11 protein-coding genes are annotated in these 14,920 nt (G+C 63.5%); all 11 read left to right on the top strand.

The window, feature by feature from the left end; genetic code table 11:
* Window positions 1-5: 5 nt before the first annotated feature.
* The 11 genes from ACEN9O_RS00895 to ACEN9O_RS00845 all read left to right on the top strand — a co-directional run bounded on the left by ACEN9O_RS00895 (window position 6) and on the right by ACEN9O_RS00845 (window position 14,905).
* Window positions 6-311, top strand: coding sequence for an integration host factor subunit beta (locus ACEN9O_RS00895; RefSeq protein ID WP_008446215.1), 306 nt, complete (start codon window positions 6-8; stop codon window positions 309-311).
* Between the two features lie 192 nt (window positions 312-503).
* The gene (locus ACEN9O_RS00890) at window positions 504-806 is read left to right on the top strand and encodes a LapA family protein (RefSeq protein WP_495615790.1); all 303 of its coding nucleotides are present in this window, start codon (window positions 504-506) and stop codon (window positions 804-806) included.
* Window positions 807-819: 13 nt separating this feature from the next.
* Window positions 820-1,995, top strand: coding sequence for a lipopolysaccharide assembly protein LapB (lapB, locus tag ACEN9O_RS00885; protein WP_495615789.1), 1,176 nt, complete (start codon window positions 820-822; stop codon window positions 1,993-1,995).
* Window positions 1,996-2,132: 137 nt separating this feature from the next.
* Entirely contained in the window at window positions 2,133-3,500 is a 1,368-nt protein-coding gene (locus ACEN9O_RS00880; protein WP_495615788.1) for a UDP-glucose dehydrogenase family protein, read from the top strand.
* A gap of 10 nt (window positions 3,501-3,510) precedes the next feature.
* Window positions 3,511-4,458, top strand: coding sequence for a D-glycero-beta-D-manno-heptose-7-phosphate kinase (rfaE1, locus tag ACEN9O_RS00875; RefSeq protein ID WP_495615787.1), 948 nt, complete (start codon window positions 3,511-3,513; stop codon window positions 4,456-4,458).
* A 108-nt stretch (window positions 4,459-4,566) separates the two neighbouring features.
* On the top strand, window positions 4,567-4,974 hold the full coding sequence (locus ACEN9O_RS00870; protein WP_495615786.1) for a ComEA family DNA-binding protein: 408 nt from the start codon (window positions 4,567-4,569) through the stop codon (window positions 4,972-4,974).
* Window positions 4,975-5,211: 237 nt separating this feature from the next.
* The gene (locus tag ACEN9O_RS00865) at window positions 5,212-8,889 is read left to right on the top strand and encodes an EAL domain-containing protein (protein ID WP_495615785.1); all 3,678 of its coding nucleotides are present in this window, start codon (window positions 5,212-5,214) and stop codon (window positions 8,887-8,889) included.
* Between the two features lie 81 nt (window positions 8,890-8,970).
* The gene (locus tag ACEN9O_RS00860; protein WP_495615784.1) at window positions 8,971-10,326 is read left to right on the top strand and encodes a M20/M25/M40 family metallo-hydrolase; all 1,356 of its coding nucleotides are present in this window, start codon (window positions 8,971-8,973) and stop codon (window positions 10,324-10,326) included.
* Between the two features lie 12 nt (window positions 10,327-10,338).
* Entirely contained in the window at window positions 10,339-11,661 is a 1,323-nt protein-coding gene (locus tag ACEN9O_RS00855; protein WP_495615783.1) for an MBL fold metallo-hydrolase, read from the top strand.
* A complete protein-coding gene (locus ACEN9O_RS00850) occupies window positions 11,658-13,040 on the top strand; it encodes a polysaccharide deacetylase family protein (protein WP_495615782.1) in 1,383 nt (460 codons plus the stop codon). The genes ACEN9O_RS00855 and ACEN9O_RS00850 overlap by 4 nt, the downstream gene beginning before the upstream one ends.
* A 119-nt stretch (window positions 13,041-13,159) precedes the next feature.
* The gene (locus ACEN9O_RS00845; RefSeq protein ID WP_495615781.1) at window positions 13,160-14,905 is read left to right on the top strand and encodes a methyl-accepting chemotaxis protein; all 1,746 of its coding nucleotides are present in this window, start codon (window positions 13,160-13,162) and stop codon (window positions 14,903-14,905) included.
* Window positions 14,906-14,920: the final 15 nt, after the last annotated feature.

Raw genomic sequence — 14,920 nt, 5'->3', positions numbered from 1 at the left:
AGTCGATGACTAAGTCCGAATTGATCAACCGCCTGGCTGAGCGTTATTCTCAGCTGGTGGCCAAAGATGCGGAGTATGCCGTCAAGACCATTCTGGATGCGATGACCAACGCCTTGGCGACTGGTCAACGCATCGAGATCCGCGGTTTTGGCAGCTTTGCTCTGAACAGCCGGCCACCGCGTATCGGACGTAATCCGAAGTCGGGCGATAAGGTGATGGTGCCCGAAAAACGGGTGCCTCACTTCAAGCCGGGCAAGCAATTGCGCGAGCGGGTTGACGCGATGGTCGGGCAACCGATCATTGAGGACTGAAGCGTCTGATGAGTTAAAATAAAAGCGGCGTCTACGGATGCCGCTTTTTTTTCTTTTGATTGAGCGTTACCCCGCACCCCGGATGCCGGGGTCAGACCCCGTACGGGGTCTGACCCCTTGGGGCCGCATTGCGGGGTTGCACTTCTGGTGCCATACTGGCGCTCTTAGAAATCCAGAACAGGAACCAAGCTGATGAAATTCATATCCACTATCATTGGATTCGTTCTTTTCGTCTTGTTTTTTGGCTTTGCCTTGAAGAACACGCAGGAAGTCGACCTGCATTTCTTCCTTCACTATGATCTGCACGGACCGCTGGTCCTGATGCTGCTGGGCTTCTTTGTGGCCGGCGCCTTCCTGGGCGTGCTGGCGCTGACACCCACCGTGTTCCGCCACCGCCGCGAAACGAACAAGCACAAAACCACGATCACCACGCTGCAAACGACCGCGCTGCAGGCCAACGCCCAGCCGCAGCCGGACAGCGTCAACACACAATAAAAAAATACAAAGCATGGAATTCGAACTCTGGTGGTTATTGGGTATTCCGGTCTTCTTCGGACTGGGCTGGGTCGCCGCGCGCGTCGACATACGCCAACTGGTGTCGGAATCGCGCACGCTGCCGCGCGGTTACTTCAAGGGCCTGAACTTCCTGCTCAACGAGCAGCCGGACAAGGCCATTGACGCCTTCATCGAGATCGTCCGCATGGACCCGGAAACGGCCGACATGCACTTCGCGCTGGGGAATTTGTTCCGCCGCCGGGGCGAGACCGAGCGCGCCATCCGTGTGCACCAGAACCTGCTGTCGCGGCCCGACCTGCCGCAGGAGCAGAAGGAACACGCGCAGTATGAACTGGGCATGGACTACCTGAAGGCCGGCCTGCTGGACCGCGCCGAGGAGACCTTCAACGCCATGGTCAGCGGCCAGTACGCGGTGCAGGCGCGCCGCGCGCTGCTGGAGATCTTCCAGCGCGAGAAGGAGTGGCCGCGCGCCATCGAGGCGGCGCTGGGCCTGCAGGAGTCGGGCGCCGGTTCGCGCCAGAAGGAAGTCGCGCAGTTCTACTGCGAGCTGGCGCAGGACGCGCTGGTGCACATGCATCCCGAACAGGCCTTGCCGCTGCTGGAGAAATCGCTGCAGGCGGACCGCGTCAACGTGCGCGCCACCATGCTGAGCGGCGACGCCCAGCTGGCGCAGGGCGATGTCGAGGGCGCGCTGCTGACCTGGCGCCGCGTCGAGCAGATCAGCGTGCCGCACACGGCGCTGGTGGCGCAGCGCATGATGGACGCCTACCGCAAGGTGGGCCGTCCGCAGGAGGGCGTCAACCTGCTCAAATCGTATCTGGAGCAGGCGTCGTCGATCGACCTGATCGAAGTGGTGTACAAGGCGGTGCTGGAGCTGGACGGGGTGGACGCCGCCAAGCAGCTGGTCAGCAATGAGCTGCGCCGCACGCCGACCCTGCTGGGCCTGGACAAATTGCTGGAGGCGCGCCTGATGGACGCGCCGGCCAACCTGGTGCCGGAACTGTCGATGGTGAAGAACCTGGTACACGGCTATACGCAGAAGCTGGCGCGCTACCAGTGCAGCCACTGTGGTTTCAAGGCGCGCCAGTTCTACTGGCAGTGCCCTGGATGCAGCCGGTGGGAGACCTACCCGCCGCGCCGCACCGAAGAACTGAATGTGATGAATTAAATACGGCGCCATCGCAGTCGTTCCCGCGCAGGCGGGAACCCATGCTGAGTATGGAGGGAATTCATGCAGTGCATGGATTCCCGCCTGCGCGGGAATGACGGCGGGGCGGCGGCGCTCAACAAGAAGGCGGAACAAACATGAAAATTACAATTATCGGCACCGGCTATGTAGGCCTCGTCACCGGCGCTTGCCTCGCCGAACTGGGCAACGACGTTTTCTGCCTCGACGTCGACCAGAAGAAGATCGACCTGCTCAACAACGGCGGCATCCCCATCCACGAGCCGGGCCTGGAAGAAGTGGTCGCGCGCAACCGCGCCGCCGGCCGCCTGCAGTTCTCCACCGACGTCGCCGCCTCGGTCGCCCACGGCTGCCTGCAGTTCATCGCGGTCGGCACGCCGCCGGACGAAGACGGCTCGGCCGACCTGCAGTATGTGCTGGCCGCCGCCAAAAACATCGGCAAGCACATGACCGAGTTCAAGGTCATCGTCGACAAGTCCACCGTCCCGGTCGGCACCGCTGACCGCGTGAAGGCCGCGGTGCAGGCCGAGCTGGCCGCGCGCGGCGATGCGTCCAAGTTCTCGGTGGTGTCGAATCCGGAGTTCCTGAAAGAGGGCGCCGCGGTGGAGGACTTCATGCGCCCCGACCGCATCGTCATCGGCTGCGACAGCACGCCGGAGGGCGAGAAGGCCCACGGCCTGATGAAGAAGCTGTACACGCCGTTCAACCGCAACCACGAGCGCACCTTCTGGATGGACGTGCGTTCGGCCGAGTTCACCAAGTACGCGGCCAACGCCATGCTGGCCACCCGCATCTCGTTCATGAACGAACTGGCCAACCTGGCCGACCAGGTGGGCGCCGACATCGAGGCGGTCCGCCACGGCATCGGCTCCGATCCGCGCATCGGCCACAGCTTCCTGTACGCCGGCGCCGGCTATGGCGGTTCGTGCTTCCCGAAAGACGTGCAGGCGCTGGAACGCACCGCGCGCCAGTACGACCAGGACCTGCTGATCCTGCGCGCGGTGGAAGCGGTCAACGACAAGCAGAAGCTGGTGCTGGGCCAGAAGGTGGTCAAGCGCTTCGGCGACGATTTAAGCGGCAAGCACTTCGCGGTCTGGGGCCTGGCCTTCAAGCCCAACACCGACGACATGCGCGAAGCCCCGGCCCGCGTGCTGATCAAGCAGCTGCTGGACGGCGGCGCGACGGTGGCGGTGTACGACCCGGTCGCGATGACCGAAGCGAAGCGCGTGCTGGAGCTGGACCTGACGGCCGCTGAAATGGCGCGCATCCGTTTCGCCACCAGCCCGATGGACACGCTGACCGCCGCCGAGGCGCTGGTGATCGTGACCGAATGGAAGGCCTTCCGCAGCCCGGACTTCGACCGCATCAAGGCGTCGCTGAAGCAGGCCATCATCTTCGACGGCCGCAACCTGTTCGAGCCGGAAGTGATGGCCGAAGCAGGCTTCGAATACCACGGCATCGGCCGTTCCATCCTGACCCGCATTTAACGAGGCATCTGTGAGCACCAACGTCACGACGTATCAAGCACCGGCACTGGATAAAGTGCGCATCCTGGTGGTAGGCGATGTCATGCTGGACCGTTACTGGTTCGGCGATGTCAGCCGCATTTCGCCGGAAGCGCCGGTGCCCATCGTCCGCATCGAGAAGCGCGAGGCGCGCCTGGGCGGCGCCGCCAACGTGGCGCGCAACGCCGCCGCGCTGGGCGCGCGCGCCGGCCTGCTGGGTGTGGTCGGCGCCGACGAGGCCGGCAATGAAGTGGAGCAGATGCTGCAAAGCGGCGGCATCCACAGCTACCTCAAGCGCGACGACGCCATCTCCACCATCATCAAGCTGCGCGTGATCGGCCGCCAGCAGCAGATGGTGCGCATCGACTTCGAGGAAGCGCCGACCGACACCGTGCTGCGCGACAAGCTGCTGCAGTTCAAGGCGCTGCTGCCCGACTACGACGTGATCGTGCTGTCGGACTACGCCAAGGGTTCGCTGGTCAACGTGGCTGACATGATCGCCTCGGCGCGCGCCGCCGGCAAGGTGGTGATGGTCGACCCGAAGGGCGACGACTTCAGCCGCTACGCCGGCGCCACCGTGCTGACGCCGAATAAGTCGGAGATGAAGCGCATCGTCGGCAGCTGGCACAGCGAAGAGCAGCTGACCGCCAAGGCGCAGCAGCTGCGCACCGAGTTGAAGCTGGATGCGTTGTTGCTGACCCGCTCGGAAGAGGGCATGACCCTGTACACCGACGGCGAGCAATTCAACATGCCGGCGCAGGCGCGCGAGGTGTTCGACGTCTCCGGCGCCGGAGACACGGTGATCGCCACCATGGCCGCCATGCTGGGCGCCGGCGTCGGCTGGCACGAGGCGGTGCAGACCGCCAATCGCGCCGGCGGCATCGTGGTCGGCAAGCTGGGCACGGCGACGGTCACGCGCGAGGAGCTGTTCAGCGCTTGACCGTTGTCATAAAACCTTCATGAACGATCTGTCAACCGCCGTCGAGGTTGGCCGTTAAGGGTGTTCAAGGCGCGCTTGCCGCCTTTCACCCACCATGGAGATTGAGACATGTTCAAGAAAATTTTGCTGGCGGTTGCGACCCTGATCGCAACGATGGGCTTCGCTTTCGCGCAGGTCGACGTCAACAAGGCTGACGCCGCCGCGCTGGATGCGGTCAAGGGCATCGGCCCGGTCAAATCGAAAGCCATCATGGAAGAGCGCAAGAAAGGCGATTTCAAGGATTGGGCTGATCTCGAGAAGCGCGTGAAGGGCATCGGCGAGAAAAGCGCCGTCAAGCTGTCGCAAGCGGGCCTGGTGGTGAACGGCAAGCCGCTGGAAGGCGCGCCAGCCGCAGCGGCACCGGTCGCCAAGGCTGACAAGGCTGACAAGTCCGCCGACAAAACCGCCGCCAAGGCCGACAAGGCCGCGGCGAAGAGCGCCAAGGCAGATAAAACCGCAGCGCCCGCCGCCAAGTAATCCCCCTCCGCAGCACGCCAGCCCGCCGCCAGGCGGGCGTTCGGCTCTCTCCAGCGTCCGTTTCACCATCCCTATAACAAAATCAGCCAAGGGCGTTAACATATCCGCCAGTTCACGAATATTTTCTATATTTAATAAGAATTTCTATTTTGAAATAACATTGTCTTCATTTATATTCATGTTTGCGCGTAGCTCGCTGCCGTCGCCAGCCGTGCTGGTCCACCGAAGTGCATGATCATGAAGAAGCCTATGCCCCTGATCTTTCGACGCAGAGCGCCGAAGAGTTCCCTTACCCGCGGTCGTCTGGCGCGTCAGGCAACGCGTCTTCAATTACAGCAGCTCAAGCTGCAGGAACAACTTTCGTCCGTCGCTGCCGCTGTGCCGGGCTTCCTGTTTACCGTTCGTGTCGAGGCCGACGGTCATACCAGCTTCCCTTATGCCAGCGCTGGCGTGGAGAACCTGCTCGCCCTGAATCCCGGAGAGATACGCGCCAACGCTGCCGTGCTGCGCAACCGCTACCATCCGGACGATCTGGCGCGCGTCCGGAAACTCATGGCGGAAACGGCCAGCACGCTGGCGCCGTTCCGTATCGAAATACGCATCGAACATCCCGATAGGGGACAACGCTGGGTCGAAATCCGCTCCACGCCGCAAAGGCAGCCGGACGGCGCCACCGAGTGGCACGGGTTGATGATCGACGTCTCCGAACGCAAGGCGATGGAGGAGCGCCTGATCGCGCGCGAGGAACAGTTCCGTTCCCTGGCCGAGAACAGTCCCGACCCGATTTACCGCTATGGCCCGGACTGCCGCCGGCTCTATGCCAACCAGGCGGTCGACAGAATATTTGGCACGCCGGTGGCGGGCTTGATTGGCTGTCCGCCCAGCGATGGCATGGCTCTCGGAGCGACGCAGAGCAGCAAACTCATGGAGGCCATACGCGGCGTGTTTGCCAACGGTGCCGCCAACCAGATCAATCTCGACTGCATCGACCGCGACCAGCGGCGCCGCGACTACAACGTGCTGCTGGTGCCGGAACCCGGCACGGACGGTCAGGTGGCGACTGTGCTGGCCATCGCACGCGACCTGACGGCCATGCGCGAAGCCGAGCGCCGCATGGCGCACTTTGTCGCCAACGTGCAGGGCTTCGTCTACACCCTGCGCCGCTCGTCCGGCGGACATTTCAGTTTTTCCTTCGCCAGTCCCGGTATCGCCGACATTTATGGCTTGCAGCCGGAAGACGTGGAGCATGACATGGCGCCATTGCGCGCGTTGCTGCATCCCGCCGACCTGTCCAAAATCGACGCCGCCCTGGCCGAGACGGTGGTCATGCTCGCGCCGCTGGAACTGGTTTTCCGCGTCTGCCGGCCGGGATTGCCGGAGCGCTGGGTCGAGACGCGCTCCACCCCGCTACGCGAATCGGACGGCTCAACGGTCTGGCATGGCTTCATGTTTGACGTCACCGAGCGCAAGCACAACGAACGCGCGCTCGAGGAATCCAGACACCGTCTGTCCAGCGTGATGACGACGCTTCCGGATTACATCTGGTTGAAAAATCCCCATGGTGTCTACGTGGCCTGCAATCCGGCCTTCGAACGTTACTTCAATGCGCCGCAAGCCGACATCGTCGGCAAGACCGACTACGATTTCGTCGATGTCGCGTTGGCCGATTCCTTCCGCCAGAAAGACAGGGAGGCCATGCAGGCCGACGGCATCCGCATTTACGAAGAATGGGGCGGCGTCGACGGGGATGGCCAGCCCATGTTGTTGGAAACCCGCAAGGTCTCGGTGCGGAGCGCCGGCGGGGAGCTGGTCGGAGTCCTCGGCATCAGCCGGAATATCACGGAACGCAAGCGGCGCGAAGAGGAGCTGGTCCGGTTGAACTATGCCGTCGATCACATCGAGGAAGCAGTTTTCCTGATCGATGAAGCGGCAAGAATTACGTATGCCAATCAGCACGCTTGCCGGGGCCTGGGCTATGACAAGGAGGAGTTGAAGGGCTTGAGCGTTCTGGATATCGATGCCGACAGCGATCCAGCGACTTGGAGGGAACATTGGATCGAGCTCCAGGCCAGCGGCTCGCTGACGTTTGAGCGCCGCCACCGGGCGAGGGACGGCCGTATTTTTCCGGTTGAAATTGTCGCGAACTATTTTGAATCCGGCGGCCAGGGCTACAACATGGCCATGATCCGCAACATCACCGAGCGCAAGCGCATGGAGGCGCTGTTGCTCACCCGGGAGCAGGAATTCCGCACGCTCGCAGAGAACTCACCCGACACGATCGCCCGTTACGACCGGGACTGCCGCCGGATATATGCCAACCGGAGGCTGATCACAGACCTGGGGGGCGACCGCGAACGTATCCTGGGCACCACGCCGATCGAGTATCCCGGCGGCCTCCACGCGCAGGAATACGTGGATAAGTTGCGCGCGGTATTCGAGCAGGGCGAGCCGCGCGATTTTGAACTGCACTGGCAGGTGGAAAGCGGGGGATACTGCACCCATATCCGCCTGAGTCCGGAATTCGACGACGCCGGCCAGGTGGTGCGGGTGCTGGCGGTCGGGCGCGACATCACGGAAATCGACCAATATCGCAAGAAGGTGCGGCACCTGGCTTTTTACGACAGCTTGACCACGCTACCGAACCGCGCATTGCTGTTCGACCGTATCCGCCTGGAGATCGCTCATGCCCAGCGGTCTCCCGACCGGATCGGGCTGATGATTCTCGATCTGGACCGCTTCAAGCAAGTCAACGATACGCTGGGGCACGGGGCCGGCGACCGCTTGCTGTGCGAGGTGGCGCAACGCTTGAAATACGCCGTGCGCGCATCGGACACGATAGCGCGGCTGGGCGGCGACGAATTCGGGGTGCTGCTGCCGGAAGTGCATGACAAAGGCGACCTGAATACGATCGCGGGGAAAATACTGCAAGCGCTGGCCGAACCATTCCTGATCGAAGGCCGTGACCTGTTCGTATCGTGCAGCATCGGCATTGCGATGTTCCCCGACGATAGTGTCGAGATGGAGGCGTTGCTCAGGTATGCCGATACCGCCATGTATTTCGCCAAAAAAAAGGGGCGCAACAATTTCCAGTTCTACGCCAAGGAATTGGGGGCCCAATTCTCCGAAAAACTGGAGCTGGAGTCGGCGCTGCGCAAGGCTTGCGACAAGGGGGAGCTGGTCTTGCATTACCAGCCGCAGATCGATTTGCCGAGCGGGCGCGTGGTCGGGGCGGAGGCCCTGCTGCGCTGGAACCGTCCGGGACATGGGATGGTGCCGCCGGACCTGTTCATCCCGATCGCCGAGGAATCGGGCCTGATCGTCGGGATAGGCGAGTGGGTACTGGCGACCGCATGCGCCGCCGTGGCGGACTTGAACCGCAGGCTCGAAGCGATGTCGGCGACGCCGGTGAAGATGGCCGTGAACGTGTCGACCCGCCAGTTCTTGCGCAACGACCTGGTGGGGGCGGTACGCCGCACTCTGGCCGACAGCGGATGCAGGGCCGAATGGCTGGAGCTGGAGATCACCGAGGGGCTGCTGCTGGAGGATAGCCCGGAAGTGGCGGAAATGCTGACGGAGCTGGACCGGATGGGCGTCTCGATCTCGATCGACGATTTTGGTACCGGTTATTCAGCGTTGAGTTATCTGCACCGCTTCCCCGTGGCGCAGATCAAGATCGACAAGTCGTTTGTGCAGGGTATTCCGCACGTACGCCGGCAGTACGAATTGGTGAAGGCCATGCTATCGATTTCAACGGCGTTGCAGCTGGAAGTGGTCGCGGAGGGGGTTGAAACACAGGCGCAGGCGGACTACCTGTCGACGCATGGCTGCTCCCTGGTGCAGGGGTATTTCTTTAGCAGGCCGGTGCCGCTGCTTAAGTTCGAGGCCATGTTAATGGTGACGGAAGCGGCGGAATAGTTGTTTCTTTCCCGGTCGGCAACGCTGCGGGTTTTGTGTTTCCGTGAGAAGATATCGCGATCTTTTCACCGGAGACCGCCGATGTATTGCAAGTCCCTTATCCTGTCCTTGCTGGCCGTCGGGCCGGCCTTCGCGGCCGCGCCCGATACCAATCGCCACCAGGCCCAGATCGACCAGATCGTGCGGGAGATCTCGCCGGCCCGTATCGAAGGCTATATCCACAAGCTGGCTGGCTTCCGCACACGCCACACGATGTCGGACACGGTCTCCGAAACCGAAGGCATAGGCGCGGCACGGCGCTGGATCAAGAGCGAGCTGGAACGCTGTGGCGCGGCCCAGGGCGGGCGCCTGCAAGTGGCGTTCGACAGCCACATCGCGCCGGTCTCCGCGCGCATCAGCCGTCCGACCGAGATCGTCAACGTGGTGGCGACGCTGCCGGGCACGCAGCCTGCGTCCGTGGACCGGATGTACGTGGTCAGCGGCCACTACGACTCGCGCAACACCGACGTCATGGACGCCAGGGGCGACGCGCCCGGCGCCAACGACGACGCCTCCGGCACCGCCGCCGTGATGGAGATGGCCTGCGTGATGGCCAAGTATAAATTCGACGCCACGCTGGTCTTCATGACGGTGGCGGCGGAAGAGCAGGGCTTGCTGGGCGCGGCGCACTGGGCCGAGCAGGCCAAACTGAAGAACCTGAACATCGCCGGCATGTTCACCAACGACATCATCGGCAGCTCGCACGACGAGCACGGCAAGGTCGACAACACGCAGGTGCGTTTGTTCGCCGAAGGCCTGCCGGTGCAGAAGGAAAACAGCGACGTTGTGCGCACGCTGATCCAGACCGGCGGCGAGAACGATTCGCTGTCGCGCCAGCTGGCGCGGGCGGTGAAGGAGGCCGGCGAGCGTTATGTGCCGAAGTTCAGGGTCAACATCATCCAGCGCCGCGACCGTTATTTGCGCGGCGGCGACCACATGCCGTTCCTGGAGCGTGGCTACGCGGCGCTGCGCTTCACCGAGCCGGCCGAGGACTTCAACCACCAGCACCAGAACATCCGCACCGAGAACGGCGTGCTGATCGGCGACCTGCCTCAGTACGACGACTTCAACTACATCGCCCAGGTGGCGCGGGTGAACGCGGCGGCGCTGTCGTCGCTGTCGCTGGCGCCGGCCGCGCCGGCCAAGGTGCAGGTGCGCACAGCCAAGCTGCAGAACGACACCGAGCTGGTATGGCAAGCCAACGCCGAGCCGGACCTGGCGGGCTACCGCATCGTCTGGCGCGACACCTCGTCGGCCGAATGGCAGGGCAGCCAGTTCGTCGGCAAGGCCACCGAGTTCACGGTGCCGCTGTCGAAGGACAACTACTACTTCGGCGTGCAAGCCATCGACAACGACGGCAACGCCAGCCCGGCCAGCTATCCGACGCCGTTGCGGTGATAACATGGCGGGATGACGCTAAAAATCTCCCGCATCCTGCACGCAGGCTATGTCTTCGAATGCGACGGCACGCTGATCGCATTCGATCCCATATTTGAAAACCCGTTCAGCAGGAATTGCCACGCCTTTCCCGATGTGCGTTTCGATCATGCTCAGATACGTGGGTGGAAGCCGGACGCGGTCTTCATCTCGCATTTCCATGACGACCATTGCTCGCTGGAGAGCCTGGATCTGCTCGACCGCGATACGCCGATCTACCTGTACTGCCTGTTCGACGAACTGTTCGCGATGATACGCGCGCTGGGCTTCGTCAACGTGCTGCCGTTGAAGGTGGATGCGCCGGTGCAGGTCGGTGCGATCGAAGTCATTCCGCGCAAGGCTCTGGACTCCGATGTCGATTCGATGTTCCATATCCGCGCCGTCGGCCTGAATGTGTTGAACGTGGTTGATTCGTGGATGGACCCGGAAACGCTGGAGCAGCTCAAGCCCTATGCGCCGTGGGACATGGTGCTGTGGCCTTTCCAGACCATGCGCGAGATCGACGTCATCGCGCCGTCGCGCGCGGAGGGCGGCGCACCTGTGCTGCCGGAGGAATGGCCGGAGCAGTTGCAGGCGCTGGCGCCGCGCTATGTGGTGCCGAGTTCCTGCCAGTTCGTGCAGGAGCCGTGGTCCTGGTATAACCACGCGCTGTTCCCGATCACCTACCGCCAGTTCGCAGAAGAGGTGAGCGCCTGGCTGCCCGGTGCCGCCGTGGTGCGCCTGAATCCCTCGGTGTCGGTGGAGCTGACGCCGCAAGGGCTGACGCCGTCCGCGCCGCTGTCATGGGTGCTGCCGGTCGGCGGGCAGGATGTCGACTACGAATACGATGCCGATATCGCGCCGCCACCGACGTCCGACATCGCCCGTCACTTCGCTCCGCTAAGCGCCGAACACACGGCGCTGGCGCTGGACTACTGCCGCACCGGCCTGCTGGAAAAATACCGCGACATGGAGCTGACGCCGGACAGCTATTTCGAAACGCCCTGCATCTGGCAGCTGTCGGTCTACGATCATGAAGGCGTGGCGCAGCAGTTCCGCTACCGCAGACACGGCGACGCCATCGCGCTGGCCGGCGACGAGGAAGCGCCGACCTGGATGACGGAAATCCCCATCGCCAAGCTGTACGCGGGCCTGGCATTGGGCGAGTCGCTGACGTCGATGTATATGCGCATCAACGGCGCGCCGCCCGACGCCGACATCGTCGATGATCCGCTGATCCGCTGCCTGTTCAACGACGCCTTCGGCGCCTACCAGTCGGCACAACTGAAACGTATCAAGGAGAGAACTGCACAATGACGTCATTGATTCCGGCTCTGGGCCGCGCCCTGGTCATCGCCGCCGCGCTGTGCGCCGCCACCGCGCAGGCGCAATCGGTGGCCTTCACGTTTGACGACGGACCCAGGCTGGAAACGACGCCGCTGCTGTCGCCGCAGCAGCGCAACCAGGCGCTGCTCGATGCGCTGGCCGCGCGCCATGTGCAGGCGGCGCTGTTCGTCACCTGCGGTAACGGCGCCGACCAGCCGGACGGCTATGCGCTGGCCAAGGCATGGGGCCTGGCAGGACACGCGCTCGGCAATCACACCATGACCCATCCGGACCTGAACAGCGCCCAGCTCTCGCTGGCGCAGTACCAGCAGGAAGTGCGGGACTGCGACCGCATCACCGCGACCTTGCCGGGCTATCAGAAGTGGTTCCGCTACACCTTTCTGCGCGAAGGCAATACGCCGGAAAAGCGCGATGGCATGCGGGCGTTCCTGAAGCAGAGCGGCTATCGCAATGCCTACGTCAGTCTCGATACCAGCGACTGGCGGCTGGATGAAAAACTGAACGAGGTGCTGCGCGCCGATCCCAAGGCCGACATCGCGCCGATCAAGCAAGCCTACCTCGCGCATGTGCGCCAGCGCGCCACCGCCTACCGCGACCTGTCGCGCAAGCTGGAGGGGCGCGATATCCCGCAAGTCATGCTGATGCACCACAACCTGATCAACGCGCTGTGGCTCAAGGACGTGATCCAGCAGTTCGTCGACATGGGCTGGACCATCACCACGCCGGCGCAGGCGTTCGCCGATCCGGTCTACCAGCTGCAGCCGGAACGGCCGGCGCCGGGGCAGAGCCTGCTGCTGTCGATCGCCCGCACGCGCGGCCTGGGCAAGTTCGAGGGCTGGGAGCGGCTGGTCGATGACGGCGACTTCGAGATCGACGCGCTGGCCGCGTCGGCGCCGCCAGTGAGCGCACGGGACACGCCGAATATGGCCCGGTGCCGCGCGCTGCTTGCGGCGCCATTCCCGTTGGCGCAGCTTGAACGGCTGTTCCAGGCGTCGGTGATGGTGGAGGTCAGGAAGACGCCACGGGACTGCGTCTATAGCCTGGCCGACAAGACCAATGCCGCGGCCGGTCCGCTGGTAGTGTTGAGTTTTTCGCACCGCAAGGAGTCGCAGAAATATTACGAGGGCAGCAAGGATAAGCCGCGCGGCGACGGGCCTCACCCGGCGGGTGCGGTGTTCGATTTCAGCTACCGTCGATTTGACCTCTACTTTGTCGAGGCGCTTACCGATGAGCAGGACTGGGTGGTGGTGGCGACTTCGCGCAAGCAGTCCCTGCCTGAAGCGACTGCGCTGGTGATCGATTTCATGAAGACGGCGCCGATGCAGCAGTGGGCGCGCGAGCCGGAATAGCGCTCGTTAGCAAGGCGACAGCACTTGAAAGCAACAGTGCTGCCAGCCATTTCATGTAACGCGCCAGATTAGTGCGCTTGGGTCTACAATCATCGGAGAACCGATCATTGGGGGCTTTCATGAAAAGCAAATTCTCGATCAAGAATATTTTCATCGTGTTCTTCCTGGTCAGCCTCGCGCTGTCCAGCCTGACCTTGTGGGCGCTGATGCGCATCGCGACCAAGGAAGCCGAGCTGAACCGCGCCAACGAGGCGCGCTATCACTCCTACCTGCTGGCAGACGAATTACGGCAGAGCTCGGACGACCTGACCCGGCTGGCCCGCACCTACGTCGTCACCGGCGACCCCAAGTACGAAAAGGAATACCTCGACATCCTCGATATCCGCAACGGCAAGAAGCCGCGGCCGCAGCATTACGAGCGCATCTACTGGGACTTCGTCGCGGCCGGCATCGACAAACCGACGCCCGACGGCGCCACCATCGCGCTGGCCGAGCTGATGCGCCAGGCCGGCTTCACCGACGAGGAATTCGGCAAGCTGAAAGAGGCGCAGGCCAATTCGGACGGGCTGGTGAAAACCGAGGTCATCGCCATGAACGCCGTCAAAGGCCTGTTCGACGACGGCAGCGGCAAGTTCAGCAAGACCGGGCCGCCCGATCCCGAGATGGCGCGCAAGATCATGCACGACGAGCAGTACCACCAGAACAAGGCCAAGATCATGCAGCCGGTGAATGCATTCCTGGTGCTGCTGGACCAGCGCACCGGCGCGGCGGTCGCGGCCTCGAGCCACAGCACCAATATGGCGTTCTGGACCGCGATCGCCCTGCTGGCGCTGCTGGTCGGCGTGTCGCTGATCTGCCTGTTCATGATTTACCGCCACATCAAACTCAGCTTCGACCACGCGATCGACACCGCGCGCAATATCGCGTCAGGCGACCTGGACCACGACATCCGCATCGAGCGCGACGACGAGGTCGGCCATCTGATGGATGCGATGAACACCATCAACACCAACCTGACCGGCATGATAGGCCGCATCCGCTCCAGCACCGACGAGATGATGGTGGCCACCGACGAGATCGCGCGCGGCAATGCCGACCTGTCGTCGCGCACCGAGGCCCAGGCCAGCTCGCTGGAGCAGACCGCCAGCTCGATGGAGCAGCTGACCGATACTGTCAGGCAGAACGCCGAAAGCGCGCGCTCGGCCAATCAGTTCGCGGCCGACGCCTCCACCGTGGCGGTGCAGGGCGGCGCGATGGTGGCGCAGGTGGTCGATACGATGGGCTCGATCAAAGCCAGTTCCAGCCGCATCGTCGACATCATCGGCGTGATCGACGGCATCGCTTTCCAGACCAATATCCTGGCCCTCAACGCCGCCGTGGAGGCGGCCCGCGCCGGCGAGCAGGGGCGCGGCTTCGCGGTGGTGGCCTCGGAGGTGCGCAACCTGGCGCAGCGCAGCGCGGCGGCGGCCAAGGAGATCAAGCAGCTGATCGGCGCCTCGGTGGAAACGGTCGACGCCGGCAGCAAGCTGGTGAACGACGCCGGCAGCACCATGACGCTGCTGGTGAGCTCGGTGCAAAAAGTGGCCGACATCATGGCGCAGATCACCGCCGCCAGCCAGGAGCAAAGCACCGGCATCGGCGAGGTCAACCGCGCGGTGACGCAGATGGACGACATCACGCAGCAAAACGCCGCGCTGGTGGAGCAGGCGGCCGCGGCGGCGGAAAGTCTGCAGGAACATGCGCAGGCATTGGCGCAGTCCGTCCAGGTATTCCATCTGAAGGGGGAGGCGCAGACCGCCTTGCAACGGCAGCCGCAGGCGCGGGCGGCGCGGCCCGCCCGGCTGGCGCTGCCAGGCCGGGCCTAGCGCCGGCTTGGGCCG

The sequence above is a fragment of the Duganella sp. Dugasp78 genome, assembly GCF_059491455.1.
Note: the sequence above shows the minus strand (reverse complement) of the source record. Positions and strands in the feature narration are given on the sequence as shown.

What these genes read in the sequence shown, in the direction of transcription:
- ACEN9O_RS00895 (WP_008446215.1), top strand. Translation starts at nt 6, where the DNA reads ATGACTAAGTCCGAATTGATCAACCGCCTGGCTGAGCGTTATTCTCAG.
- ACEN9O_RS00890 (WP_495615790.1), top strand. Translation starts at nt 504, where the DNA reads ATGAAATTCATATCCACTATCATTGGATTCGTTCTTTTCGTCTTGTTT.
- lapB (WP_495615789.1), top strand. Translation starts at nt 820, where the DNA reads ATGGAATTCGAACTCTGGTGGTTATTGGGTATTCCGGTCTTCTTCGGA.
- ACEN9O_RS00880 (WP_495615788.1), top strand. Translation starts at nt 2,133, where the DNA reads ATGAAAATTACAATTATCGGCACCGGCTATGTAGGCCTCGTCACCGGC.
- ACEN9O_RS00870 (WP_495615786.1), top strand. Translation starts at nt 4,567, where the DNA reads ATGTTCAAGAAAATTTTGCTGGCGGTTGCGACCCTGATCGCAACGATG.
- ACEN9O_RS00865 (WP_495615785.1), top strand. Translation starts at nt 5,212, where the DNA reads ATGAAGAAGCCTATGCCCCTGATCTTTCGACGCAGAGCGCCGAAGAGT.
- ACEN9O_RS00860 (WP_495615784.1), top strand. Translation starts at nt 8,971, where the DNA reads ATGTATTGCAAGTCCCTTATCCTGTCCTTGCTGGCCGTCGGGCCGGCC.
- ACEN9O_RS00855 (WP_495615783.1), top strand. Translation starts at nt 10,339, where the DNA reads ATGACGCTAAAAATCTCCCGCATCCTGCACGCAGGCTATGTCTTCGAA.
- ACEN9O_RS00850 (WP_495615782.1), top strand. Translation starts at nt 11,658, where the DNA reads ATGACGTCATTGATTCCGGCTCTGGGCCGCGCCCTGGTCATCGCCGCC.
- ACEN9O_RS00845 (WP_495615781.1), top strand. Translation starts at nt 13,160, where the DNA reads ATGAAAAGCAAATTCTCGATCAAGAATATTTTCATCGTGTTCTTCCTG.